Here is a 23,406-nt window from a genome sequence, read left to right on the forward strand (position 1 = left end):
CTTTTATTGTTGTCATCAGAAAGTGGTCTTCAGCGTCAGGGACAACCAGCCGCGGTCATTCAGCGTTTCACTGCCACTGAACGGACCCAGTACGCGGTCTTCCAGACCTGGCGTGCCGGCCAACGGATTAGCGATTTGCACACCCTCACCAAAGTAATCGTTGTAGGCCAGGTTAACTTTGTACTGGGAATAGATGTCGAGGCCGACACCAACACTCCAAGAACCCGTATTCTCATTGGCCCCCAAGGCCGCAGGCGAGTTGCCTTTGAGGCCCATACCGAAGTTCAGCGGCAGGGTCATATCGACGCCCGGGAACACCTGATACCAGGTTGGTGTGAAGCCGATATTAAAGCCGATGGCATCATCACTGACGCAGCCAGCCTTGGTGCCGAGGGCGCAACCATGATCTTCATGATTGGCCTCGAATTGGGCCTTGGTTGCATTGCTTACTTTGTCCAAACGCGAATACGTCAGCTCTGCCTGCAACGGCGCAGAGTCGAACAAAGGCGTCTGGCCGATATAGGCAATCATGTTGACTAAGCCATGCCAGGTATCGCCACGCGCGTTGCCGGCCAAGGTCGTATCCTCACGACGCGACAGCTCCGCACCCACTGAAACAGAACCAATCAGTCGGTTGTAGCTGAGGCCATAGAGTTTCACGTCCTCGGCATAGTCGTTATAGAGGAAGGTGCCACTGGAATCTGCCACCAGATTCGGCATGCGGTCATCGAACTTGCGGTAGAACAAACCGACGCTGCCACCCAACGTATCGGATTGAATCTGCATGTTCAGACCAAAACTGCCCTTGTCATCCGGGGTTTTGTTGGGCCCGCTATCAGGGTCACCTATATAGGGAACGCCCAGGTTCTGACCACCGAGCAAACTCACACCACTACCCCCAAGGTAGGTACCGCCATCGGGCAGACGGTGTGGGTCCCACTCCAGCAAGTAGTTGGCGGCAACACTGACCTTGTCGGTCAGCTGTGCAGAAACGGATACCTGATTCTGCGGAAGGAACAGTTCTTTGGCTTCTATACCTGGCGTCGAGGTGGCCTTACGCAGATCAAGAGGGCCCTGACCATAAGCAATGCCGTCGGCGACAGTGAACAATGCCTCCCCCCAATAGAGGTTGTGCCGGCCAGCACGAATATTTACCGGCACCTCACCCAGATCCAAGCGTGTGAAAACGAATGCATCGAGAATTTCACCAGAACGCTTGTAGTAACGCTCCACATCACTAGTGAACTTGTTGTTCGGATAAAGGGAACCGCCGATCAACGGATTGGCCTTAACCTTGTCATCGTAGGCAAAGTCATTCCAGCCCGCAGCAGAAACGCGGAAGCCGTGGTTCTCTTTATAGATAAAGTCGAACTCACTGAAGATGTCTATGCGATTAGTGACTAGATCACCGCGATCATGCGAGTAAGTAGAGTTGTGGTAGGCAGGGCTGTCGCCCAGATTGTCATCACGACCTTCCACTCGCCAGCCAGCGTTGTACTTCAGGGTGTTATCCCAACGCACGGCCAGATCCGAATTGCCAGTATCAATGCTGAATGCATTGGCCGACTGCGCGCCAAGCGTCATCACCGCCGCGCTAACAGCGGCCGCCATGCGCACCCTGACAAACCTCCCCACCTTGATTTTTTTGTTCTTATTCATTGGATTCTCCGAACTTGAGTTGAGTCGGCAGTCGATCGAGTGTACCGACATATTAAAACCATCGTGATCGTTTTTGTTTTATCTATTTTTTTTCATGTCTCTGCCTGCCTTAACCAGCCACGCCAGATAGAACGCATCTGACCCTTACCCTTCCACCACGTAACTGCTACTTCGAGATGCCCTTAGCAGAGAGGCAATCAAGCTCCTAGCCTGGTCGCTTCTCCTTGACCAACCTTCCTGCTGAGACGCTCTGCTAGCTGCAAGTGAACGCACCATCACGCCACCCATTAAAAACCAACACGAACGTTTTTTATTAACTTACACCTGCATCAGCCTATGCACAAGCCACTCAACGAGAGAATTTTCAAAATCATCTGCTCACGGCTGAACCGCCGCGCAAACAGCTTACTTGGGCCAAGTCCAACTGCCCGACAAGACCAGACAGCATGGAAATCACCGACCAATGCAGCCAGACGGAGAATAATTTGTCGACCAATCGCGGAAGATGACTCGAGAATCCGTACTGCTTCGGTACCTTGCTCAAGAGGTATTTCATGACGGCTTTACCCTTCGCCATCCAGCGCACCAAGCAATAAAAACTGGTTCGCCTGTGCCATTTCCCGAAGAAAATTCCAGGTTGCTTTCATCCGGGCGATGTCCTTTAGCTCGATGGGCATCAGCATCCAGAAAGTTCGGGTGAACTCGATTTCCTCACTGAGCACCCGCCGAAGGCGTGGGTCGGCATCAGCGGAGAATGACGGCAGGATTGCAATACCGGCCCCGGCAGCGGTGGCCTGCTGCTGCGCAAGAATACTGGTGCTGCGCAAGGCGAAATGCCGAGGCTTACCGATTTCATCGAGATAAAGGAGTTCCTTGCTGTACAGCAAATCGTCGATATAGCTGACAAATGCATGATCGCGCAGATCCTCCCGATGTCGAATGGGTGGATGCTGCTCCAGATAGCTGGCCGAGGCATACAGCTTGAGCACGTAGTCGGTCAGTTTGGTAATAATGAATGGCCCGCGCTCGGGGCGCTCCAGGGTAATCACAATGTCGGCTTCGCGGCGCGACAGCTGCACCATCCTGGGCACTGCCAGCAAGTCGACCCCAAGGTTTGGATAGCGCCGGGTGAACTCGGCCAGTTGCGGGGCAAGCATCGCCGAGCCATAACCTTCGGTCGCACCGATGCGCACCTGTCCGGACAGGCTGTCTTTCTGCCCTGCTCGCGCTTGTTCAATCGCCGAAAAAGCGCTCTCCATCGCTTCCGCTTGTGGCAATAGCGTGCGCCCAGCCTCGGTCAGGCTGTAGCCCGCCGCCGCGCGCACGAACAGCGGCGTATCCATGCTCTTTTCCAGCGCCTGCACGCGACGCGACACCGTGGTGTGATCGACGCCTAGCCGGCGCGCAGCGGCCGTCAGTTTGCCCGCACGTGACAGCTCGAGGAAATAACGCAGATTGTCCCAATCCATACGACCACTCCAATCACTGTGCAAAAATGCAGAGTAACCCTGCGCATAGTCGTATTGCTACAGACAAAAACGCACTGCTAGGATCGGGGCCTGGTTCTCAAAGCCCCACGATGAGATCCCTACTCACCATCTGCCCTTGAAAGGCTGGAGTCCTAATGACAGCGCAAGCAAACGCCCAGAACACTGTGCCCACCGTCAAACTGCTGATCGGCGGCCAGCTGGTCGAATCCAAGACCACCGAGTGGCGCGACGTGGTCAACCCGGCGACCCAGGAAGTCCTGGCCCGCGTGCCTTTCGCCACCTTGGATGAAATGAACGCCGCCGTGGCCAGCGCCAAGGAAGCCTTCAGCACCTGGCGCAAAACGCCGATCGGCGCCCGTGCACGGGTATTTTTGAAGTATCAGCAACTGATTCGCGAGAACATGAAGGAGCTGGCGGCGATCCTCACCGCCGAACAGGGCAAGACCCTGCCGGACGCCGAAGGCGACGTGTTCCGCGGCCTGGAAGTGGTCGAGCACGCCGCCAGCATCGGCAACCTGCAACTCGGCGAACTGGCCAACAACGTTGCTGGCGGCGTCGACACCTACACCCTGCTGCAGCCGCTGGGCGTCTGCGCCGGCATCACCCCGTTCAACTTCCCGGCGATGATCCCGTTGTGGATGTTCCCGATGGCCATCGCCACCGGCAACACCTTCGTCCTCAAGCCGTCCGAGCAGGACCCGATGGTAACCATGCGCCTGGCCGAACTGGCCATGGAAGCTGGCGTGCCGCCAGGCGTGCTCAACGTGATCCACGGTGGTGCCGATGCAGTCAATCTGATCTGCGACCACCCGGATATCAAGGCGGTGTCCTTCGTCGGCTCGACCAAGGTCGGCACCCACGTCTATAACCGCGCCACCCAGAATGGCAAGCGCGCACAGTGCATGATGGGCGCAAAAAACCACGCCATCGTCATGCCGGATGCCAACAAGCAGCAGACTCTGAACAACCTGCTGGGCGCCGCCTTCGGTGCCGCCGGTCAGCGCTGCATGGCGCTGCCAGTAGTGATTCTGGTCGGCGAGGCGCAGCAGTGGCTGCCGGAACTGATCGAGAAGACCAAGACCCTGAAGATCAGCGGCGGCGCCGAGCCGGGCACCGACATCGGCCCCGTGGTGTCCTGCTCCGCGCTGGACCGGATTGGCAGCCTGATCGCCAGCGGCGTCAGCGAAGGTGCCACCCTGGAACTGGACGGCCGCAACCCGCAAGTGTCCGGCTATGAGCAGGGAAACTTTGTCGGCCCGACCATTTTCTCCGGTGTCACCACCGACATGAGCATCTACCGCGAAGAGATCTTCGGCCCGGTGCTCTGCGTGCTGCACGCAGACACCCTGAACGACGCCATCGCCCTGATCAACGCCAACCCGAACGGTAACGGCACCGCCCTGTTCACCCGTTCCGGCGCTGCTGCACGGCACTTCCAGGAAGAGATCGACGTCGGTCAGGTCGGTATTAACGTGCCAATTCCGGTGCCGGTACCGCTGTTCTCCTTCAGTGGCTCGCGCGCTTCCAAGCTCGGCGACCTGGGCCCTTACGGCAAGCAGGTGGTGCAGTTCTATACCCAGACCAAGACCATCACCCAGCGCTGGTTTGACGAAGACGAAGTCAGCGGCGCCGTCAACACCACCATCACTCTGAAATAAACCGCCAGGCAGGCGCCTGCCTGGCGCCTGCCTGACTCAGGAGTCTGCGTCATGCAATTTGAAACCCTGCTGCTGGAAATCCACGAGCGTGTCGGTCTGATCACCCTGAACCGCCCCAAGGCACTCAATGCCCTCAATACTCAACTGATTGCCGAGCTGAACCTGGCGCTGGATCAGCTCGAGAAAGATCCGCAGATCGGCTGCATGGTTATCACCGGCTCGGCCAAAGCCTTCGCCGCCGGTGCCGACATCAAGGAAATGGTCGACCTGACCTACCCCCAGGTATTCCTCGATGACTTCTTCTCCGCCGCCGACCGCATCGCCAGCCGGCGCAAACCGCTGATCGCAGCCGTGGCCGGTTATGCCCTGGGCGGCGGTTGCGAACTGGCGCTGATGTGCGACTTCATCTACGCCGCTGACAATGCGCGTTTTGGCCTACCGGAAATCACCCTCGGCGTGCTCCCCGGAATCGGCGGCACCCAGCGTCTGACCCGCGCCCTGGGCAAGGCCAAGGCCATGGAAATGTGCCTGACCGGACGCCAGATGGACGCCCAGGAAGCCGAACGCGCCGGCCTGGTAGCGCGCATTCTACCAGCCGATAGTCTGCTGGAGGAAACCCTCAAAACCGCCCGCGCCATCGCTGAAAAATCCCTTCCGGCGACCATGCTGGTCAAGGAAAGTGTCAACCGCGCGTTCGAGTCCAGCCTCAGCGAAGGCGTGCGCTTCGAGCGCCGGGTGTTCCATTCGATATTCGCCACCGCCGATCAAAAGGAAGGCATGAGCGCCTTCGTCGAAAAACGCCCCGCGCAGTTCAAGCACTGCTGAGCGCTTACCCCATTTAGCGAGGATCCACCATGCACATAGGTTTTCTAGGACTCGGCAACATGGGCGGCCCGATGGCCCTCAACCTGCTCAAGGCTGGCCACAGCCTGACGGTATTCGACTTGTCGCCGGCCTCGCTGGCACGCCTAACCGAAGCCGGCGCCACCGCCGCCACTTCGCCGGCCGCCATTGCCCAGAGCGATGCCGAGCTGATCATCACCATGCTGCCCGCTGCCGCGCATGTGAAGTCCGTGTACCTGGGCAACAGCGGCCTGCTGGCCCATGTACAGCCCGGCGTCCTGCTGATCGACTGCTCGACCATCGACCCGCTCAGCGCCCGCGAAGTGGCCAAGGCCGCCGTAGAGCACGGCAACCCCATGCTCGATGCGCCGGTTTCCGGTGGCACCGGCGGCGCGACTGCCGGCACCCTGACCTTTATGGTCGGTGGCTCTGTTGCCGATTTCGACCGCGCCCAGCCGATTCTCGCGGCCATGGGCAAGAACATCGTGCACTGCGGCGACGCCGGCAACGGCCAGGTGGCCAAGGTCGCCAACAACATGCTGCTCGGCATTTCCATGATCGGGGTCGCCGAGGCCATGACCCTCGGCGTGTCCCTGGGTATGGATGCTGCAGTCCTGGCCGGCATCATCAATACCTCGAGCGGACGCTGCTGGAGCTCGGACAGCTACAACCCCTTCCCAGGCGTACTGGAAACTGCACCGGCCGCCCGTGGCTACAGCGGCGGTTTCGGTACCGACCTGATGCTCAAGGATCTCGGTCTGGCCAGCGAAGCGGCCAAACAGATCGGTCAACCGGTGATCCTCGGCGCCCTCGCCCAACAGCTCTACCAGAGCTTCAGTGCCCAGGGTAATGGCGGCCTGGACTTCTCCGCGATCATCAACCTGTACCGCAAGGACGCCTGAGCATGAGCGATGTCGAAGCGCCAGTTCTGGCGACCGTCCGCAATCGCATTGGCCACCTGAGCCTGAATCGTCCGGCTGGACTGAATGCCCTGACCCTGCCCATGGTGCGCCTGCTCCTGCAGCAGCTGCATGCTTGGGAGCAGGATCCGCAGATCCTCGCCGTGGTGTTACGCGCCACTGGCGAAAAGGCCTTCTGTGCGGGCGGCGACATCCGCATGCTCTACGACAGCCACAAGTCGGGCGACAATAAACACGAGATCTTCCTCGAAGAGGAATATGCCCTCGACGAATACATCCACACCTACCCCAAACCGATCATGGCGCTGATGGACGGTTTCGTGCTCGGCGGCGGTATGGGGCTGGCGCAGGGTGCCACGCTGCGGGTGATCACAGAGCGCACGCGCATGGGCATGCCTGAAGTGGGCATCGGTTTCTACCCGGATGTCGCTGGCAGCTATTTCCTGCCGCGGTTACCTGGCGAGCTGGGCATTTATCTAGGCGTCAGCGGCATCCAGGTACGCGCCGCCGACGCGCTTTACGCGCGACTGGCCGACTGGTGTATCGCCAGCGAGCAGATTACCGAGCTGGACCGCTGCCTCGACAATATGAGCTGGACCAGCCATCCGCGGGAAGCCTTGCGCACCCTGCTCGCCACCCTCGCCGTCAGCAAGCTGCCAGGCTCGGAGCTCAAAGCGTTGCGCTCGGCCATCGACGAGTACTTCGCCCTGCCCGACCTGGCATCGATACGCGCGGCGCTGTTGGCTGAGACCCGTCCCGAGTTTCAGGACTGGGCCGAGGAAACTGTCAAGGTGCTCGACAGCCGCTCGCCGCTGGCCATGGCCGTGACCCTGGAGTTGCTACGCCGCGGGCGCAAACTGCCGCTGGCCGACTGCTTCGCCCAGGAACTGCACCTGGACTACCAGTGGTTCGACAAAGGCGATCTGATGGAAGGCGTGCGCGCCCTGATCATCGACAAGGACAAAACCCCACGTTGGAATCCAGCCACCCTGGAGGAGCTTGATCCCGCACGGGTGCAGGCCTTCTTCAACGACTTCAAGCCAGCTGCTAAATCCCGGCGCACCGTCAGCGCCTGAGCCCCACAGCACAAGAGAGATGCCCGATGCACGACCTCGAACTGAGTGAAGAGCAATGCATGATCCGCGACATGGCCCGCGACTTCGCCCGTCGCGAGATCGCGCCCAAGGCCCAGGCCATGGAAAAGGCCGGCTGGATCGACGACGCCCTGGTGGCACAGATGGGCGAGCTGGGGCTGCTCGGCATGGTGGTGCCCGAAGAATGGGGCGGCAGCTATATCGATTACGTCGCCTACGCCCTGGCAGTGGAAGAAATCTCCGCCGGCGACGGCGCCGTCGGTGCGCTGATGAGTATTCATAACTCGGTTGGTTGTGGCCCGGTCCTTAACTTCGGCACCCAGGCACAGAAGGATTTCTGGCTCGCGGATCTGGCCAGCGGTCAGGCGATTGGCTGCTTCTGCCTGACCGAGCCTCACGCTGGCTCCGAAGCCAACAACCTGCGCACCCGTGCCGAGCTGCGCAATGGCCAGTGGGTACTCAATGGCGCCAAACAGTTCGTCAGCAACGGCAAACGCGCCCGGCTTGCCATCGTCTTCGCCGTTACCGATCCGGAGCTGGGCAAGAAGGGCCTGTCGGCCTTCTTAGTACCCACCGACACCGCAGGCTTCACGGTCGACCGTAGCGAACACAAGATGGGCATCCGCGCCTCTGACACCTGCGCGATAACCTTGAGCGATTGCAAGATCCCCGAAGCCAACTTGCTCGGCCCGCGCGGTAAAGGCTTGTCGATCGCCCTGTCCAACCTGGAAGGCGGCCGCATCGGCATCGCCGCCCAGGCCCTCGGCATCGCCCGCGCGGCCTTCGACGCCGCTCTGGGTTATTCCCGCGAACGCATCCAGTTCGGCAAACCAATTGGCGAGCACCAGAGCATCGCCAACCTGCTTGCCGACATGCACACCCAGCTCAGCGCCACGCGCCTGCTGATCCTGCATGCCGCGCGCCTGAAGAGTGCCGGATACCCCTGCCTGTCGGAAGCCTCGCAGGCCAAACTTTTCGCCTCGGAGATGGCCGAGCGCGTGTGCTCCAAGGCAGTGCAGATCCACGGCGGCTACGGCTACCTAGAGGATTACCCGGTGGAGCGCTATTACCGCGATGCGCGCATCACCCAGATCTACGAAGGTTCCAGTGAAATCCAGCGCCTTCTGATCGCCCGCGAGCTGGCCAACTACCCGCTGTAACCCCTCCTTTTGCGCAGGACCACCCTACCCGAGTGGCTTGTGCTTTTTTATTCGATGAAGAGAGATCCCATGAAAGTCCTGGTAGCCGTCAAACGAGTGGTCGACTACAACGTTAAAGTGCGCGTCAAAGCGGACAACAGCGGCGTTGATCTTGCCAACGTCAAGATGTCGATGAATCCCTTCTGCGAAATCGCTGTGGAAGAAGCGGTACGCCTGAAAGAAAAAGGCGTGGCGAGCGAAATCGTCGTGGTGTCGATTGGTCCGACTACTGCTCAAGAGCAGTTGCGTACCGCACTGGCGCTGGGTGCTGATCGCGCCATCCTGGTTGAGGCAGTCAAGGTAGAGGGCAGCGATGAGCTGAACTCCCTGGCTGTGGCCAAGCTGCTCAAAGCCGTGGTCGACAAGGAGCAACCGCAGTTGGTGATCCTTGGTAAACAGGCCATCGACAGCGACAACAATCAGACCGGCCAGATGCTGGCTGCGCTGAGCGGTTACGCTCAAGGCACCTTCGCCTCCAAGGTCGAAGTGGCGGGCGACAAGGTCAATGTAACGCGTGAAGTTGACGGTGGACTGCAGACTGTTGCACTCAACCTGCCAGCGATCGTTACCACCGACCTGCGTTTGAACGAGCCGCGTTACGCCTCCTTGCCGAACATCATGAAGGCTAAGAAGAAGCCACTGGAAGTGTTCACCCCAGAAGCTCTGGGCGTTGCTACCACTTCTACCGTCAAGACCCTGAAGGTCGAAGCGCCTGCTACCCGCAGTGCCGGCATCAAAGTCAAGTCGGTGGCTGAACTGGTCGAGAAACTGAAGAACGAAGCGAAGGTAATCTAAATGGCTATCTTAGTTGTTGCAGAACACACCAATGCGGGCCTTGCGCCTGCCACGCTGAATACCGTTGCTGCGGCCAAAGCTATCGGTGGTGATATTCACGTACTGGTTGTCGGTGCTGGTTGTGGCGCTGCCGCTGAAGCGGCGGCCAAAGTTGCTGGCGTGGCCAAGGTCCTGGTTGCCGATAATGCTGCATTCGCTTATCAGTTGCCGGAAAACGTCGCGCCGCTGGTTGCCGAGCTCGGTGCCGGCTACAGCCATATCCTGGCTGCTGCCACCAGCAACGGTAAGAACATCCTGCCGCGCGTCGCTGCGCAACTGGACGTAGATCAAATCTCGGAAATCATCGCTGTTGAAAGCGCTGACACGTTCAAGCGTCCGATCTATGCCGGTAACGCTATCGCTACCGTGCAATCTTGCGCTGCCGTGAAAGTCATCACCGTGCGTGCCACCGGTTTCGATCCGGTTGCCGCCGAAGGTGGTTCCGCAGCCATTGAAGCCGTGGCTATTGGTGGCGACGCTGGCAAGTCGGCATTCGTCGGCGAAGAGCTGGCTAAGTCCGATCGTCCGGAACTGACCGCTGCCAAGATCGTCGTCTCCGGCGGCCGCGGCATGCAGAACGGCGATAATTTCAAGCACCTCTACACGCTGGCCGACAAGCTCGGCGCGGCAGTTGGTGCCTCGCGTGCCGCGGTCGACGCCGGTTTCGTGCCTAACGATATGCAGGTCGGTCAGACTGGCAAAATCGTTGCGCCGCAGCTGTACATTGCTGTCGGTATCTCCGGCGCGATCCAGCACTTGGCCGGCATGAAAGACTCCAAGGTGATCGTCGCGATCAACAAGGATGAAGACGCACCGATCTTCCAGGTGGCCGATTATGGTCTGGTGGCGGATCTGTTCGATGCTATTCCGGAGTTCGAGCAACTGGTGTAAATCAGCGTCTCTTGTGTCATAAAAAACCCGCCTTGGCGGGTTTTTTATTGAGTGCGCCAGGCATGGTGCTGTTCGGGTCGCTGTGGTGGCGAGTCGGGCGACTTGCAGGTGAGCGTCCGCTACACACCTGGTTAGGTGGTGCCTAGCTTGGGGGCGTCTAGCCGAGCGGGAAACAGATGAGCATAATGAAGAGCGTTAGCCAGAATTGCTGAAGTCCGATACTTGCACGGAGCGTTATGTCCTGGATCCGACAGGCTAAGCAGCAAGGTCGCGAGCCAGTTGTCTTGGCTGGCAGCGAAACCGTGGGCCATTAGAGTGGTTTCGCCGTTGCTCGGGCCGCCGTGGTGGCAATGAATGCTAAGATCGTCGACAGTCCCCTGTTTGGCGCCGAGGTCGGCTTGATGCGGGTGCGACCAGGTGCGCCGTAGCCAGTGGCACTTTTGGGCGTAGATAAAAAAGCGCCTGCGAAGCTGCCGAGCAGTAGTGTCAGGTTTAGAGTTTGATTTTTCACCGCAAGCTTTCATCGCGAATTATTGTTGCGCCGGTTATACGCTGACATGCAGTCGGCATACGGCTTTGCGCGCATGTCCGAGAGTCCATCCAACGTTCAGCCGAGAAGCCATCATGCTTGAACATGGTTTGTTGAAATCCGTATTGCTATTGCTGGGTGTTGCGCTGTTGCCTGGGGTGAGCGCTGCCGCAGGTAAGTGTGAACGCCTGGTCGCAACCGGTAATCCCGAGTATCCGCCCTATTTATGGCGCGACCCGCAGAATCCGCAGCAGTTGATCGGGGCCAATGCTGACTTGCTCAAGCATTTGGCTAAAGAGTTGGATCTGGTTATCGATGTGATTTATACCGGGCCCTGGTCTCGCGCCCAGGACGAGGTGCGCACGGGGCGTGTCGATGTGATCGCCGGGGCTTTTCTGACCCTGCCGCGCCTGGAAACCATGGATTACGTGCACCCGGCATTTTATTTCACTCCGAGTGTGGTTTGGGTGCGTAAAGGTGCAGAGTTCCCCTATGCCAGTTGGGCCGACCTGCATGACCGCATGGGCGGCACGTTAGTGAATAACAGCTTCGGTCAGCAATTCGATGCCTATGCCAAGGCCAATCTGAGCCTAGAGGGTGTGTCCAGTGTGACTCAGGCGTTCCAGAAGCTGTTGTTGGGGCGTACTGATTATGTTCTTTATGAGCGTTTTCCCGGTTTGGCGCTGGCCGAAACGCTAGGCGTGGAAGATGACCTGCTGGTGCTTGATCCACCTATTTCCAGCGAAGGTTTGTACCTGACGCTGTCACATAACTCGGCATGCAACGACCCTTGGCTGCGCGGACAATTGGCGAAAAAGATGACAGAATCTGTTGCTGCCGGCCTACCGGAAGTCTTGCTGCAGAACAATCTATTGCTCTGGAAAGAACAGCAGTTGCAACCTGCAAGCGTCCCGAATCCGTAGGATATTCTTTGTGATTAATCGTGTTTCATGTGCAGCAATCGTCTTGCTGGGTTTGACTGGTTGCGCCAGTGATCCAGCGCCAATTGAACAGTTACGTCTTACTGAGCAAGCGTTGGCGCAAGCCAAAGCTGTGGGCGCCGATGAGCACGTGGCTGAGCAGGTCATGGCCGAAGACAAGTTGCTGCAAGCTCAGTCCGCCATGCGACATGATGCATTCAGGGAGGCTCGGGTGCTTGCCGAGCAGGCCGAGCTGGATGCGCGTCTGGCGCAGGCGCAGGTGTTGACGCAAAAAAGCCAGTATCAGCTGAACGAACTGAATAACCGGATTAATCGTCTGCGTAAGCAGTTGGGAGAGCTTTGATGAGTGCTCGAATGAAGTTGCTGAGCAGCGCTCTCTTGGCATTACTGCTGAGTGGCTGCGTGAGTTCGTCGCAGCAGAGCAGCAGTCAGGCACTCGAGGCAGCCCGCGACAGTTTTCAAACGGTAAAAGAGAACGCTGATGTGCTGCGCAGCGCACCCAAAGATGTGATTCGTGCGGGTGAATCCCTGGCCCGTGCGGATCGCCTGTCTAGCTATTGGGGAAGTGCGGATGATGTTAGTCATTACGCCTACCTCAGTCAGCGCTACAGTGAAATCGCCGGGCAAAATAGTGCCTTGAGTCTGAATCAGGAACGCGCGGCCAAGCTCGAGCTGGAGCGTCAGCGCCTGCAGTTGGCGCTGCGTGAGGCCAAGCTGCTTAGTGTGCAAGAGCAGAGCAACTGGCTGGAGCAGATGGTGAGCCTGGTAACCAGTGAGACTGAGCGCGGTTTGGTGATGACGTTGGGCGACGTACTGTTCGATGCAGGGCAGGCCAATCTGAACGCTTCTGCCAATCGAACAGTGTTGAAGCTGGTGCAGTTCCTGCAGTTGAATCCGCGCCGGGTAGTGCGTGTCGAGGGCTATACCGACAGCAGTGGCGACAAGCTGGAAAACCTCGAACTGTCGCGTGCGCGCGCGCAAACCGTTGCCGACGTATTGATTGATCTAGGCGTCGATGGCCAGCGTATCAAGGTGCAGGGCCATGGCGAGGGCTTTCCTGTCACGGAGAATGCGTCGGCTAGGGGGCGGGCGCAAAACCGCCGGGTTGAGGTTGTGTTTTCCGACGAGCAGGGTCGCCTGGGCGCTCTCCGCTGATTCAGTGGTCACGCAAAGCCCTGGTTCGCTGAATAAGGTGCGCTAACGCTTGCTTTTGACGCAGCCAGCTTGGTCGAAGCTGACCTGGCGACTGTTGCCCTGCTGGTCGCGGTAGTGATAGCGCGCTTGGCCGTTCTGGCTGCTGATTTTATCCGGTGTGCCGAGGCTGCTTTCCACATCGTTGCGGCTCATGCCACTGCGTATTTGCTGCTTGATCATGGCTGTGCGGCGCTCGCTGCCGGTAATCAGGTTGCCGCAGCCATCCTGCGTTTCACCAACTACCACCAGTCTGCTGGTCTTAGCCGATGCTTGGTCGCGCGTTAATTTGCCTGGCTTGGCCAGTAGCGTAGGGCTGCCGTTGCCCGGTGTGGGGTTGTAGGCATCCTGCATATATTGCGCTTGCTCGGCAGGGCAGCCTTGCAGGGTGAAGGTGATGTGGCCATTGGCGTCTTCGCAGCGGAACACGGTTGAGGCCAGCAGTGGGGGTGGGCACAACAGGATGGCGCAGATAGTTGCATGGTGCAGTACAAGCATAGTGACGTCCTCCTTGACGCTCGTGTGGCAAGCCTAGTCGATGAGCCTGGCTTTGCCAGTGGTGTCTTGTGCGGCTTCTCCGGCGTCGCAGCTAAGCAGTGTTAAAAACACTGAAGTTTGAGTTGCAACAGCTTGTTCTAGCCTGCTTTTTTGTAACGTGCAAAGCCATCGGGCGGTGTTATTATTTTGCTCGTCAGCCCCGCCGGGGCTTGTGGATTACCACCATGGACTTACCCAGTAGTTACTCTGAATCTCGATTGTGCAATCACGTGTTGACTGATTGACCCTCTTTGGCGTGCGCCGCCGCTGGGGGTGGAGCGCGCCATGACTGAAGTAGAAGCCAAAAAGCCGCAAGAAAGCCTGCAGGATCGCCTTGCCCAGGTGGTCGAGTTGCTGCATCGGCACAAACTGGTCGAAGACCTGACCCATCGTCAGGAAGGCCCGCATCACGACCGGGTGGAAAACCTGGTGCATCGGCAAAATCTGGTCGAACTGCAGCGCAAACTCGATGAGCTGCACTCTGCCGACGTCGCCCACATCCTCGAAGCATTGCCGCTGGACGAGCGACTGACTATCTGGCAGCTGGTCAAGGCCGAGCGTGACGGCGATATCCTCCTCGAGGTGTCCGATTCGGTTCGAGAAACCTTGCTTGCCGACATGGACGACCATGAAATTCTTGCGGCGGCCAAGGAGATGGATGCCGACGAGTTGGCGGATCTGGCCTCCGAGCTGCCGCGTGATGTCGTCCATGAGTTGATGGAAACGCTCGATGCGCAGCAACGTGAGCGAGTGCGTTCGGCGCTGTCCTACGAGGAGGATCAGGTCGGCGCGCTGATGGACTTCGAGATGGTCACCATCCGCGAAGACGTCAGCCTTGAGGTGGTCTTGCGTTACCTGCGGCGCCTCAAAGAGTTGCCGGGGCATACCGACAAGCTGTTCGTTGTCGATTATGACGGGGTGCTCAAAGGTGTGCTGCCGGTCAAGCGCTTGCTGGTCAACGATCCGGACAAGCTGGTCCGTGAGGTGATGGCGACCGATCCGGTAAGCTTTCATCCAGACGAGGATGCCTACGATGCCGCCCAGGCCTTCGAGCGATATGACCTGATCTCAACGCCAGTTGTCGACAAGAACGGCAAGCTGATTGGCCGTCTGACCATCGACGAAATGGTCGATTTGATTCGTGAAGAAAGCGAAAGCGAAGTGCTGAACATGGCAGGCCTGCGCGAGGAGGAAGACATCTTCGCCTCGGTGTGGAAGTCGCTGCGTAACCGTTGGGCCTGGCTGGCCCTCAATCTGATCACCGCGTTCATTGCCTCGCGGGTGATAGGCCTGTTTGAGGACTCCATCGAAAAGCTGGTGGCGTTGGCTGCATTGATGCCGATTGTTGCCGGTATTGGCGGTAACTCGGGTAATCAAACCATCACCATGATCGTGCGCGCCATGGCGCTGGATCAGGTCAGTACGGGTAACACTGCGCGGCTGATTCGCAAGGAGCTGACCGTTGCCCTGATCAATGGCCTTGTTTGGGGTGGGGTGATTGGAGTGGTGGCTTATATGCTTTACGACAGCTGGTCGTTGGGTGCAGTGATGACTGCGGCCATGACGCTCAATCTATTGCTGGCGGCATTGATGGGCGTGCTTATTCCAATGACTCTGGTGCGCATAGGCCGCGATCCTGCGATGGGGGCCAGCGTGATGATAACTGCAGTGACCGATAGTGGCGGCTTCTTCATCTTCCTGGGGATGGCTTCGTTGTTTCTGTTGTAGTGAGGGCGTTAAGTTTGTACGGTCTGGGCTTGGCGCTATTTCGACATAATTTGTCGCCAAGTGCTGTCTGGGGTTTGCTTCAAACGCCCGTTTCAAGCTAAGGTGCGCCAGCTTTGCCTGGGGCATTCCTCAGGCGCTCCTATCAATAATTAATGCAGCCAAATGCTGCTGCAAAAAGGAGTCAAGATGACCTCCAATCAACTCCTGCTCGAGGGTGTTGAGCTCATGTTCTTCGGCCTGGGCTTTGTATTTCTCTTCCTGATTATGTTGGTGGGTGCAATCCGCGTGATGTCGCGGTTGATCGAGCTGTTCGCCCCCCACACGCCAGTACCCGCAGCGGCACAATCGTTCACCAAGTCTGCTATTCAACAGCCGGACGCCGATGTGCTGGCCGCTATTCAATCCGCTATCAATCAGCACCGCGCTCGCCGCGGTTGAGTCAGGTTCGCAAGGGAGCACCTGTATGACTGCCGTTAAACAAGCACTCGGAATCACCGATGTGGTTCTGCGCGATGCTCACCAGTCGATTCTGGCCACTCGAGTGCGCCTCGAAGACATGTTGCCGATCGCGCCGAAGCTCGATCAGGTTGGCTTCTGGTCCGTGGAGTCCTGGGGTGGTGCTACTTTTGATGCCTGCATCCGTTACCTGGGTGAAGACCCATGGCACCGCATCCGCGAGCTGAAAAAGGCCATGCCCAATACCCGCCAGCAGATGCTGTTGCGCGGGCAGAACCTGCTTGGCTACCGGCACTATGCTGATGATGTCGTAGAGAAGTTCGTCGAACGTGCGGCCTTTAATGGTGTCGATGTGTTCCGGGTGTTCGATGCGATGAATGACCCGCGTAACCTGCAGACCGCCCTCAGAGCCGTCAAAGAGCAGGGCAAGCATGCTCAGGGCACGATTTCCTACACCACCAGCCCGGTGCACACCTTGGAAATGTGGGTTGATCTGGCCAAGCAGATCGAGGACATGGGCGCCGATTCGGTGGCGATCAAGGACATGGCCGGCATTCTCAATCCATACATAGCGTTCGAACTGGTGACGCGCCTGAAGGCGACCCTGTCGATCCCTATTCATATGCAGTGCCATGCCACCGCCGGGCTTTCTACCGCTGCCATCGTCAAGGCGGTGGAGGCCGGTATCGACAATGTCGATACGGCGATTTCCTCGCTGTCGATGACCTACGGCCATTCGCCGACCGAGTCAGTAGTGGCAATCTTCCAGGGTTCCGAGCGCGACACGGGCTTGAATCTGCAGCTGCTCGAAGAAATCGCGGCCTACTTCCGTGAAGTTCGTAAGAAGTATGCCAAGTTCGAAGGCACCCTCAAGGGCGTCGACTCGCGCATCCTGGTTGCCCAGGTGCCAGGCGGCATGCTGACCAACATGGAAAGCCAGCTGAAAGAGCAGGGCGCACAGGACAAGTTCGATGAAGTGTTGGCCGAGATCCCGCGGGTGCGCGAGGACTTGGGCTTTATCCCGCTGGTGACGCCGACTTCGCAGATTGTTGGCACCCAGGCGGTGATTAACGTATTGACTGGCGAGCGTTACAAGTCGATCACCAAGGAGACCGCGGGCGTGTTGAAGGGTGAATACGGCGCAGCGCCGGCACCGTTCAATAAAGAGCTGCAAGCGCGGGTTCTGGATGGCGCCGAAGCGATCACCTGTCGCCCGGCGGACATGCTCACTGCGGAAATGGACAAGCTGACTGCCGAACTCAAGGGCATTGCCAAAGAGAAAGGCATCAAGCTGGCCAGCGACGAAATTGATGACGTGCTGACCTATGCACTGTTTCCGCAGATCGGTCTGAAGTTTCTGGAGAATCGCGGTAACCCGGCAGCCTTCGAGCCGGCACCAACGGGTAATGAGTTGCCTGCGCGTGAAGCCGGCAAACCCGAGGTCTACACCGTTGAAGTCAACGGTAAGTCTTTCGTGGTGCAGGTCAATGAGGGTGGCGATATCGACGGCATCAAGCCGCTTGGTGGCGCTGCAGCCGGTGCTGCGGCTGCTACCGCCGCGTTGCCGGCGGGTGGCGGTGAGTCGCAAAACGCCCCGCTGGCTGGGAATATCTTCAAGGTCTTGGTGCAACCAGGGCAGGAAGTCGAGGATGGTCAATTGCTGATCATCCTTGAGGCCATGAAGATGGAGACCGAGATTCGCGCGTTCAAAGCGGGTGTTATCGGTGCGGTTAATATCAAGGTCGGCGATGCAGTGGCGGTGGGCGACAGCCTGCTGACCATCGGCTAAGGGGCGAATCATGGATAAGCTCCTCAAGCTGTGGCAGAGCACAGGTCTTTATCATGTAGAGCCGGGTCAGATTTTCATGATCGCGATCTGCTTGCTACTGATCTATGTGGCGATCAAGAAAGGCTTCGAGCCGCTGCTGTTGATTCCGATTGGTTTTGGCGGCCTGCTGGCCAACATTCCTGTGGCCAACATGGCCGAGGGATCCGGCTTTCTGCACATGATTTATGAGGTCGGCCTGCCCACCAGCGTGTTCCCGCTGCTGATTTTCCTGGGTGTCGGGGCAATGACTGACTTCGGACCGATGCTGGCCAATCCCAAGACCCTGTTGTTGGGTGCGGCGGCGCAGTTCGGTATCTTCGGTACCCTGCTCGGTGCGCTGGCCCTGGCTTCACTGGGTATTCCCGGGCTGGAGTTCACCCTGAAGGAAGCGGCCTCGATCGCCATCATCGGCGGTGCCGATGGTCCAACTTCTATCTTCGTTACCTCCAAGTTGGCGCCGCATCTGCTTGGGCCAATTGCCGTGGCGGCCTATGCCTATATGGCGCTGGTCCCATTGCTGCAGCCGCCGATCATGCGGGCGCTGACCACCAAGGCCGAGCGTGCAATTGTCATGCAGCAGTTGCGTCCGGTTGGGCAGACCGAGAAGATCATCTTCCCGCTGGTACTGTGTTTGCTGGTGGGGCTTCTGCTACCGGACGCGGCGCCGTTGGTGGGTCTGTTTGCCCTTGGCAATTTGCTGCGTGAAGCAGGTGTAGTTGAGCGTCTGGCCGATACATCGCGCAACGCGCTGATCAACATCGTCACTATTTTCCTCGGTCTGGCCGTGGGTTCCAAGTTGTCGGCCGATGCCTTCCTGCAGATCAAGACCCTGGCGATCCTGCTGTTGGGTATGGTGGCTTTCTGTGCGGGCACAGCGGCTGGGGTGTTGATGGCCAAGTTGATGAATGTGTTCTGTACGCACAAGGTCAACCCCTTGATCGGGTCCGCCGGGGTTTCGGCGGTGCCAATGGCGGCGCGGGTATCGAACAAAGTCGGCCTGGAGGCTAACCCCCAGAACTTCCTGTTGATGCATGCGATGGGCCCCAACGTGGCTGGGGTAATCGGCTCGGCGGTAGCAGCCGGGGTGTTGCTCAACTTTGTCGGCTAACGACCAAGGCGTTTAGATGTTGTAAAAAAAGCCGCCTGTTCAGGGCGGCTTTTCTTTGGAGGCGAATAATAAATTGCGTGGGTAGTGGGTAGCGAGCTTTGTCGTCGCTACTTACGCTTATTCAGCTGCCATCTCTGCATCGTGGGCAATCAATGCCACCAGGGCATTTTGTTGGCGACGAGACAGTTGGCGGAAGCGCTGCAGCAACTCGCGTTCATGCAAGGATAGCTCGGGACTATCCAGGCTAACGTTGACTTCGTCACCCAAGCTGCTCTCTTGAAGCATGCTCTGCTCAAGGCGGGCGATGATTTCCGAGTTCATGCTGCGATGGTGATTGCGCGCGACATCAGCGATGCGCTCGCGCATGCCATCAGGCAAGCGAACCACGAATTTGTCAGCCGTGCGGCTGGAGTAAATAGCCTGTTTCATAGGTCGCATACATTTAACCGGTAAGTTCAGGGAAGCGATGCTGTCAGTGAGCACGTGATTGTCACCGTTTTGACCGTCTTTAGCACTAGCTGTTCAATCGCAATCATCATTTGCATCAATATTACGCTACGGGATAGGTGATTATTTGACGCCAAACTTGTGGCACATTGTGCTTTGGGTAGAGGCCCATTGCCAGCACCGGTTGTCAGAAATGCGACCCATTAAACATAAGATAGGCATTTCTGGGTGCGATGCAAAAGTCGCAGCGGGCCTCATTCCTGGTTATCGCAGCCGACGGCTGATCACGCTTCGCCCCGAATCACCTAGTTAAACAGTAGCGGATGATCCTGTTATTTGCCCCTTACCTTAGCGTGCGCCAAGAACCCCTGACGCTAGTAGCCGAGCATCACTCCAGATCAGGAAAAATAAAGCAGTAGTCACCTAAGCGTCATGGCCTGTTAACGGGGATGTCACAGAGTTTGCCTACCTTGGTCTACACCAAGCGGCGACCCTGGGTCGTCAACCCGTTAACTGAAGAGGCGAACCCATGAACGCAGCGATCCGCGTTGAGAGCCTGAGCAAAACGTTCGGCACTAAACAGGCTCTCTATTCTCTGGCGCTGTCCGTGCAGCCCGGTGAAATGGTCGCGCTGATTGGCGCATCCGGTTCCGGTAAATCAACCTTACTGCGCCACCTCGCCGGCTTGGCCTGCGGTGACCGCACGGCTGGCAGCAACATCGAAGTGCTCGGTCGTCAGGTGCAGGCGCAAGGTCACCTGAATGGCGAGATACGCCAACTGCGTGCTGACATTGGCTACATTTTCCAACAGTTCAACCTGGTGACTCGTTTAAGCGTAGTGCAAAACGTCCTGCTTGGCTGCCTTGGGCGAATGCCTCGCTGGCGCGGCACTCTCGGCCTGTTCAATGCCGAAGAAAAGCAGCGTGCGCTGCAGGCGTTGGCGCGCGTTGGTTTGGCTGACCTGGCGCAGCAGCGTGCTTCGACCCTGTCTGGCGGTCAGCAGCAGCGTGTGGCGATTGCCCGTGCCCTGTGTCAGCGCGCCAAAGTGATTCTGGCCGATGAGCCAATTGCCTCGCTGGACCCCGAATCCGCGCGCAAGGTCATGCAGATTCTCGCTGACATCAACCGTGAAGACGGCACCACCGTGGTGGTCACCCTGCATCAGGTGGACTACGCCATGCGTTATTGCCAGCGCGCCGTGGCGCTCAAGACCGGGCACATCCATTTCGACGGATCAACCGCAGGTCTCAATCCGGATTTTCTCAACGATCTGTATGGCGCCGAGTTGGCGGTCGATGTGTTGCCGGCTGACAAGCCGCGTCGGCAGCGCCCGCAACCGGCCTCTATAAGCCTCGCCAAGGCCTGAGTGATCCCCGCGTCTCATTAATTCAGCCCACCCGCAACAGGAGTGCTCCGCATGTTCAAACGTATCAGTCGTGTTCTCGCCGCGTCCGCCCTGGTCACCGGCTCCCTCTTGGGTGCTGCTCAGGCCTCTGAGCCAGAACTCAATTTCGGCATTATCTCTACCGAGGCTTCGCAAAACCTCAAGACCATGTGGGACCCCTTTCTGGCCGATATGAGCCAGCAGACCGGCTTCAAGATCAATGCCTTCTTTGCTCCTGATTACGCTGGGATCATCCAAGGCATGCGTTTCGACAAAGTCGATATTGCCTGGTACGGCAACAAGTCGGCGATGGAAGCGGTAGACCGTGCCGGTGGTGAAGTATTCGCCCAAACCGTCGCAGCAGATGGTTCGCAGGGCTATTACAGCTTGATGGTGGCGCACAAAGACAGCCCGATCACGTCGATCGAAGACATGCTGAAAAACGCCAAGACCCTGACCTTCGCCAACGGCGACCCGAACTCCACCTCTGGCTATCTGGTACCCGGCTACTACGTGTTCGCCCAGAACAATGCCGACGCCAACAAGATATTCAAGCGCGCGCTCAATGGCAGCCATGAAGTCAACGCGCTGTCGGTGGCCAACAAGCAGGTCGATATCGGCACCTTCAACAGCGAAGGCATGCAGCGTCTGGAAGTGACTGCGCCACAGAAGGCTGCTCAGCTGAAAGTGATCTGGACCTCGCCGCTGATCCCGTCTGACCCAATGGTCTGGCGCAAGAACCTGGATGAGGCCAGCAAGAACAAGCTGCGCGAATTCTTTATGACCTATGGCGATCAGCCGGCTGAGCTGAAAGTCCTGGAAGGTCTGCAGTGGGCCAAGTTCAAGGCTTCCGATGACGACCAGCTGCTGCCGATTCGCCAGCTGGAGCTGTTCAAGCAGCGCACTGAAGTGGCCAACAACGACAAGCTAAAGGCCGACGACAAAACCGCCAAGCTCAAAGAGCTGGATGCCGAGTTGGCCAAGCTGGAAAAGCGCATGGCTGAAATCGCCAAGCAAAGCCCTGTCAGCGCTGGTTAATCGCAGTTCTCGACCCGCCGCTTACGGCGGGTCGTTTTCTTCTGCCGCATGATTCGAGACGTTGTTATGACCACTTTGACCACCGCACCCACGCCCGACCTGACTGCCAAGCGTTCCTGGTCGCAGTTGATTGGCTGGGGGCTGTTTTTCGTTGTGTTGGCTTGGTCCTGGCAGGGCGCGGAGATGAATCCGCTGGCCCTGATCCGCGACTCCAGCAACATGGCGACCTTTGCCGCGGACTTCTTTCCGCCCGATTTCAGTAACTGGGAGCTGTACCTCAAGGAAATGATCGTCACCGTGCAGATCGCCCTGTGGGGCACGGTGCTGGCGATTGTCTGCGCGATCCCGCTGGGAATTCTCTGCTCAGAAAACATCGTGCCGTGGTGGGTCTATCAACCCATTCGCCGTGTGATGGATGCCTGCCGTTCGATCAACGAAATGGTCTTCGCCATGCTCTTTGTGGTGGCGGTTGGCCTGGGGCCATTCGCTGGGGTGCTGGCGCTGTTTATCGGCACCACCGGGGTGCTGGCCAAACTCTTCGCCGAGGCGGTCGAGGCCATTGATCCGGGCCCGGTTGAAGGTGTGCGCGCCACTGGCGCAAGCGCGCTGCAGGAAGTCATCTACGGGGTGATTCCGCAGGTGCTGCCGCTGTGGATTTCCTACTCGCTGTACCGCTTCGAGTCCAACGTGCGCTCGGCCACCGTGGTCGGCATGGTCGGTGCCGGCGGGATCGGGGTGATTCTCTGGGAAGCGATTCGCGGCTTCCAGTTCGCTCAAACCTGCGCCTTGCTGATCGTGATCATTCTGGTGGTCAGCTTCCTGGACATCATTTCGCAGCGCCTGCGCAAACAATTTATCTGACGGAGCCGGGTGCCTACGGGCGCCCGTTTTAAAGCATGCACTTGTCTAGACAAGCAGGGCCCATGTACCGCGAACTGGCTGCCGTGCTGCGCGATGAGCTGCAGCGCATGAACCCCGGCGACTACCTGCCGGCCGAGGTGCAGCTGGCCGCGCGTTTTGCCGTCAACCGCCACACCCTGCGCCGTGCGGTGGATGAGCTGGTGCTCGAAGGCCGCCTGCTGCGTCGCCAGGGCAAGGGCACGCAGGTGTTGGCCAAACCGATGATTTACCCGATGCAGGCCGGCAGTGCGTACAGCGCGTCGCTCTCGGCGCTCGGCCACAAGGTTGAGGCGCAGTTGCTCGAAAGCCGCCTGCGCCCGGCCAGCTGCGAGGAGCGCGAGTACCTGCAACTGCCCAGTGCTGCGCAGTTACTGGAACTGAGCACTTTGCGCCTGATAGAAGGCCAGCCGGTCAGCCTGATTCGGCATGCCTTCAGCACTGAACACGCCGAGCTGCTGGCCGACTACCAGGGCGGCTCGCTGCGTCAGTACCTCAGTCAGCGCGGCCTACCGCTGACGCGCACCTTCAGCCTGATCGGCGCGCGCCTGCCCAGCCGTGACGAGGCCGCGCGCCTGATGATGCCTAAACATGCACCGCTGCTGAGTGTGCAAACCCTTTCCCGTGATCTGGCCGGACGGCCGGTGGAGCTGTCGTTATCGACCAGCCGCGCCGACCGCTTCCAGTACCAGCTCGCCCTTTGATGGAGGCTTGTTGATGAACCGCGATAGACC

The 23,406-nt window shown here is 58.7% G+C and carries 22 protein-coding genes; 18 read left to right on the forward strand and 4 right to left on the reverse strand.

The genetic code is table 11. The features are described 5' to 3' along the window. Nucleotides 1-15: 15 nt before the first annotated feature. Nucleotides 16-1,659 carry a DUF1302 domain-containing protein gene (locus Q8K09_RS07215; RefSeq protein ID WP_305254290.1) on the reverse strand — a complete coding sequence of 548 codons (1,644 nt, stop codon included), beginning with the start codon at nucleotides 1,657-1,659 and terminating at the stop codon, nucleotides 16-18. A gap of 563 nt (nucleotides 1,660-2,222) precedes the next feature. After that, a complete protein-coding gene (locus Q8K09_RS07220; protein WP_305254291.1) occupies nucleotides 2,223-3,128 on the reverse strand; it encodes a LysR family transcriptional regulator in 906 nt (301 codons plus the stop codon). Nucleotides 3,129-3,283: 155 nt separating this feature from the next. Between Q8K09_RS07220 and Q8K09_RS07225 the strand changes: the two genes are divergently transcribed. The 10 genes from Q8K09_RS07225 (at nucleotide 3,284) to Q8K09_RS07270 (ending at nucleotide 13,213) form a co-directional block, all read left to right on the forward strand. Continuing rightward, nucleotides 3,284-4,807, forward strand: a complete 1,524-nt coding sequence (locus Q8K09_RS07225; RefSeq protein WP_305254292.1) for a CoA-acylating methylmalonate-semialdehyde dehydrogenase — start codon at nucleotides 3,284-3,286, stop codon at nucleotides 4,805-4,807. A 51-nt stretch (nucleotides 4,808-4,858) separates the two neighbouring features. Then, the gene (locus Q8K09_RS07230) at nucleotides 4,859-5,632 is read left to right on the forward strand and encodes an enoyl-CoA hydratase (protein WP_305254293.1); all 774 of its coding nucleotides are present in this window, start codon (nucleotides 4,859-4,861) and stop codon (nucleotides 5,630-5,632) included. Nucleotides 5,633-5,661: 29 nt separating this feature from the next. Next, entirely contained in the window at nucleotides 5,662-6,552 is an 891-nt protein-coding gene (mmsB, locus tag Q8K09_RS07235; RefSeq protein WP_305254294.1) for a 3-hydroxyisobutyrate dehydrogenase, read from the forward strand. Between the two features lie 2 nt (nucleotides 6,553-6,554). Beyond that, a complete protein-coding gene (locus tag Q8K09_RS07240; RefSeq protein WP_305254295.1) occupies nucleotides 6,555-7,646 on the forward strand; it encodes an enoyl-CoA hydratase/isomerase family protein in 1,092 nt (363 codons plus the stop codon). A 26-nt stretch (nucleotides 7,647-7,672) separates the two neighbouring features. After that, nucleotides 7,673-8,824, forward strand: a complete 1,152-nt coding sequence (locus tag Q8K09_RS07245; protein ID WP_305254296.1) for an acyl-CoA dehydrogenase family protein — start codon at nucleotides 7,673-7,675, stop codon at nucleotides 8,822-8,824. Nucleotides 8,825-8,893: 69 nt separating this feature from the next. Further along, nucleotides 8,894-9,658: an electron transfer flavoprotein subunit beta/FixA family protein gene (locus Q8K09_RS07250; protein ID WP_305254297.1), complete on the forward strand. Its 765-nt coding sequence runs from the start codon at nucleotides 8,894-8,896 to the stop codon at nucleotides 9,656-9,658. After that, nucleotides 9,659-10,588, forward strand: a complete 930-nt coding sequence (locus Q8K09_RS07255) for an FAD-binding protein (RefSeq protein WP_305254298.1) — start codon at nucleotides 9,659-9,661, stop codon at nucleotides 10,586-10,588. It abuts the gene before it with no gap. A gap of 624 nt (nucleotides 10,589-11,212) precedes the next feature. After that, nucleotides 11,213-12,040 (forward strand): ABC transporter substrate-binding protein, encoded by an 828-nt coding sequence (locus Q8K09_RS07260; RefSeq protein WP_305254398.1) that lies wholly within the window; start codon nucleotides 11,213-11,215, stop codon nucleotides 12,038-12,040. Nucleotides 12,041-12,050: 10 nt separating this feature from the next. Further along, on the forward strand, nucleotides 12,051-12,401 hold the full coding sequence (locus Q8K09_RS07265) for a DUF4398 domain-containing protein (RefSeq protein WP_305254299.1): 351 nt from the start codon (nucleotides 12,051-12,053) through the stop codon (nucleotides 12,399-12,401). 11 nt (nucleotides 12,402-12,412) lie between these two features. Then, nucleotides 12,413-13,213 carry an OmpA family protein gene (locus Q8K09_RS07270; protein ID WP_305254399.1) on the forward strand — a complete coding sequence of 267 codons (801 nt, stop codon included), beginning with the start codon at nucleotides 12,413-12,415 and terminating at the stop codon, nucleotides 13,211-13,213. Nucleotides 13,214-13,255: 42 nt separating this feature from the next. Here Q8K09_RS07270 and Q8K09_RS07275 read toward each other — a convergent pair whose 3' ends face one another. Further along, nucleotides 13,256-13,747 (reverse strand): DUF4124 domain-containing protein, encoded by a 492-nt coding sequence (locus Q8K09_RS07275; RefSeq protein WP_305254300.1) that lies wholly within the window; start codon nucleotides 13,745-13,747, stop codon nucleotides 13,256-13,258. Between the two features lie 324 nt (nucleotides 13,748-14,071). Here Q8K09_RS07275 and mgtE point away from each other — a divergent pair, with 324 nt between their 5' ends. The 4 genes from mgtE (at nucleotide 14,072) to Q8K09_RS07295 (ending at nucleotide 18,906) form a co-directional block, all read left to right on the forward strand. Next, nucleotides 14,072-15,514 (forward strand): magnesium transporter, encoded by a 1,443-nt coding sequence (gene mgtE, locus Q8K09_RS07280; RefSeq protein WP_305254301.1) that lies wholly within the window; start codon nucleotides 14,072-14,074, stop codon nucleotides 15,512-15,514. 186 nt (nucleotides 15,515-15,700) lie between these two features. After that, a complete protein-coding gene (locus Q8K09_RS07285) occupies nucleotides 15,701-15,952 on the forward strand; it encodes an OadG family protein (protein ID WP_305254302.1) in 252 nt (83 codons plus the stop codon). 25 nt (nucleotides 15,953-15,977) lie between these two features. Continuing rightward, on the forward strand, nucleotides 15,978-17,759 hold the full coding sequence (gene oadA / locus Q8K09_RS07290; RefSeq protein WP_305254303.1) for a sodium-extruding oxaloacetate decarboxylase subunit alpha: 1,782 nt from the start codon (nucleotides 15,978-15,980) through the stop codon (nucleotides 17,757-17,759). Between the two features lie 10 nt (nucleotides 17,760-17,769). Next, nucleotides 17,770-18,906 (forward strand): sodium ion-translocating decarboxylase subunit beta, encoded by a 1,137-nt coding sequence (locus Q8K09_RS07295; protein WP_305254304.1) that lies wholly within the window; start codon nucleotides 17,770-17,772, stop codon nucleotides 18,904-18,906. 117 nt (nucleotides 18,907-19,023) lie between these two features. Here Q8K09_RS07295 and Q8K09_RS07300 read toward each other — a convergent pair whose 3' ends face one another. Then, nucleotides 19,024-19,344, reverse strand: coding sequence for an Arc family DNA-binding protein (locus Q8K09_RS07300; RefSeq protein ID WP_305254400.1), 321 nt, complete (start codon nucleotides 19,342-19,344; stop codon nucleotides 19,024-19,026). A gap of 538 nt (nucleotides 19,345-19,882) precedes the next feature. Here Q8K09_RS07300 and phnC point away from each other — a divergent pair. The 4 genes from phnC to phnF all read left to right on the forward strand — a co-directional run bounded on the left by phnC (nucleotide 19,883) and on the right by phnF (nucleotide 23,376). Next, complete coding sequence (gene phnC, locus Q8K09_RS07305) at nucleotides 19,883-20,719, forward strand: phosphonate ABC transporter ATP-binding protein (RefSeq protein WP_305254305.1); 837 nt, start codon at nucleotides 19,883-19,885, stop codon at nucleotides 20,717-20,719. Nucleotides 20,720-20,770: 51 nt separating this feature from the next. Continuing rightward, complete coding sequence (gene phnD, locus Q8K09_RS07310; protein ID WP_305254306.1) at nucleotides 20,771-21,775, forward strand: phosphonate ABC transporter substrate-binding protein; 1,005 nt, start codon at nucleotides 20,771-20,773, stop codon at nucleotides 21,773-21,775. Nucleotides 21,776-21,841: 66 nt separating this feature from the next. Beyond that, a complete protein-coding gene (gene phnE / locus Q8K09_RS07315) occupies nucleotides 21,842-22,636 on the forward strand; it encodes a phosphonate ABC transporter, permease protein PhnE (RefSeq protein WP_305254307.1) in 795 nt (264 codons plus the stop codon). Nucleotides 22,637-22,671: 35 nt separating this feature from the next. Further along, nucleotides 22,672-23,376: a phosphonate metabolism transcriptional regulator PhnF gene (gene phnF, locus Q8K09_RS07320; protein ID WP_305254308.1), complete on the forward strand. Its 705-nt coding sequence runs from the start codon at nucleotides 22,672-22,674 to the stop codon at nucleotides 23,374-23,376. Nucleotides 23,377-23,406 lie beyond the last annotated feature (30 nt).

Source organism: Pseudomonas sp., from assembly GCF_030683065.1.
In the GTDB taxonomy this organism is placed as follows: domain Bacteria; phylum Pseudomonadota; class Gammaproteobacteria; order Pseudomonadales; family Pseudomonadaceae; genus Aquipseudomonas.

Excerpts from the sequence above, each read along its gene's own strand:
- Q8K09_RS07270 (WP_305254399.1), top strand. The coding sequence starts at position 12,413 with ATGAAGTTGCTGAGCAGCGCTCTCTTGGCATTACTGCTGAGTGGCTGC.
- oadA (WP_305254303.1), top strand. The coding sequence starts at position 15,978 with ATGACTGCCGTTAAACAAGCACTCGGAATCACCGATGTGGTTCTGCGC.
- Q8K09_RS07215 (WP_305254290.1), bottom strand. The coding sequence starts at position 1,659 with ATGAATAAGAACAAAAAAATCAAGGTGGGGAGGTTTGTCAGGGTGCGC.
- Q8K09_RS07240 (WP_305254295.1), top strand. The coding sequence starts at position 6,555 with ATGAGCGATGTCGAAGCGCCAGTTCTGGCGACCGTCCGCAATCGCATT.
- phnE (WP_305254307.1), top strand. The coding sequence starts at position 21,842 with ATGACCACTTTGACCACCGCACCCACGCCCGACCTGACTGCCAAGCGT.
- Q8K09_RS07285 (WP_305254302.1), top strand. The coding sequence starts at position 15,701 with ATGACCTCCAATCAACTCCTGCTCGAGGGTGTTGAGCTCATGTTCTTC.
- phnD (WP_305254306.1), top strand. The coding sequence starts at position 20,771 with ATGTTCAAACGTATCAGTCGTGTTCTCGCCGCGTCCGCCCTGGTCACC.
- Q8K09_RS07225 (WP_305254292.1), top strand. The coding sequence starts at position 3,284 with ATGACAGCGCAAGCAAACGCCCAGAACACTGTGCCCACCGTCAAACTG.
- Q8K09_RS07260 (WP_305254398.1), top strand. The coding sequence starts at position 11,213 with ATGCTTGAACATGGTTTGTTGAAATCCGTATTGCTATTGCTGGGTGTT.
- Q8K09_RS07300 (WP_305254400.1), bottom strand. The coding sequence starts at position 19,344 with ATGCGACCTATGAAACAGGCTATTTACTCCAGCCGCACGGCTGACAAA.
- Q8K09_RS07275 (WP_305254300.1), bottom strand. The coding sequence starts at position 13,747 with ATGCTTGTACTGCACCATGCAACTATCTGCGCCATCCTGTTGTGCCCA.
- mmsB (WP_305254294.1), top strand. The coding sequence starts at position 5,662 with ATGCACATAGGTTTTCTAGGACTCGGCAACATGGGCGGCCCGATGGCC.
- Q8K09_RS07230 (WP_305254293.1), top strand. The coding sequence starts at position 4,859 with ATGCAATTTGAAACCCTGCTGCTGGAAATCCACGAGCGTGTCGGTCTG.
- Q8K09_RS07295 (WP_305254304.1), top strand. The coding sequence starts at position 17,770 with ATGGATAAGCTCCTCAAGCTGTGGCAGAGCACAGGTCTTTATCATGTA.
- phnC (WP_305254305.1), top strand. The coding sequence starts at position 19,883 with ATGAACGCAGCGATCCGCGTTGAGAGCCTGAGCAAAACGTTCGGCACT.
- Q8K09_RS07250 (WP_305254297.1), top strand. The coding sequence starts at position 8,894 with ATGAAAGTCCTGGTAGCCGTCAAACGAGTGGTCGACTACAACGTTAAA.
- phnF (WP_305254308.1), top strand. The coding sequence starts at position 22,672 with ATGCACTTGTCTAGACAAGCAGGGCCCATGTACCGCGAACTGGCTGCC.
- Q8K09_RS07220 (WP_305254291.1), bottom strand. The coding sequence starts at position 3,128 with ATGGATTGGGACAATCTGCGTTATTTCCTCGAGCTGTCACGTGCGGGC.
- Q8K09_RS07255 (WP_305254298.1), top strand. The coding sequence starts at position 9,659 with ATGGCTATCTTAGTTGTTGCAGAACACACCAATGCGGGCCTTGCGCCT.
- mgtE (WP_305254301.1), top strand. The coding sequence starts at position 14,072 with ATGACTGAAGTAGAAGCCAAAAAGCCGCAAGAAAGCCTGCAGGATCGC.
- Q8K09_RS07245 (WP_305254296.1), top strand. The coding sequence starts at position 7,673 with ATGCACGACCTCGAACTGAGTGAAGAGCAATGCATGATCCGCGACATG.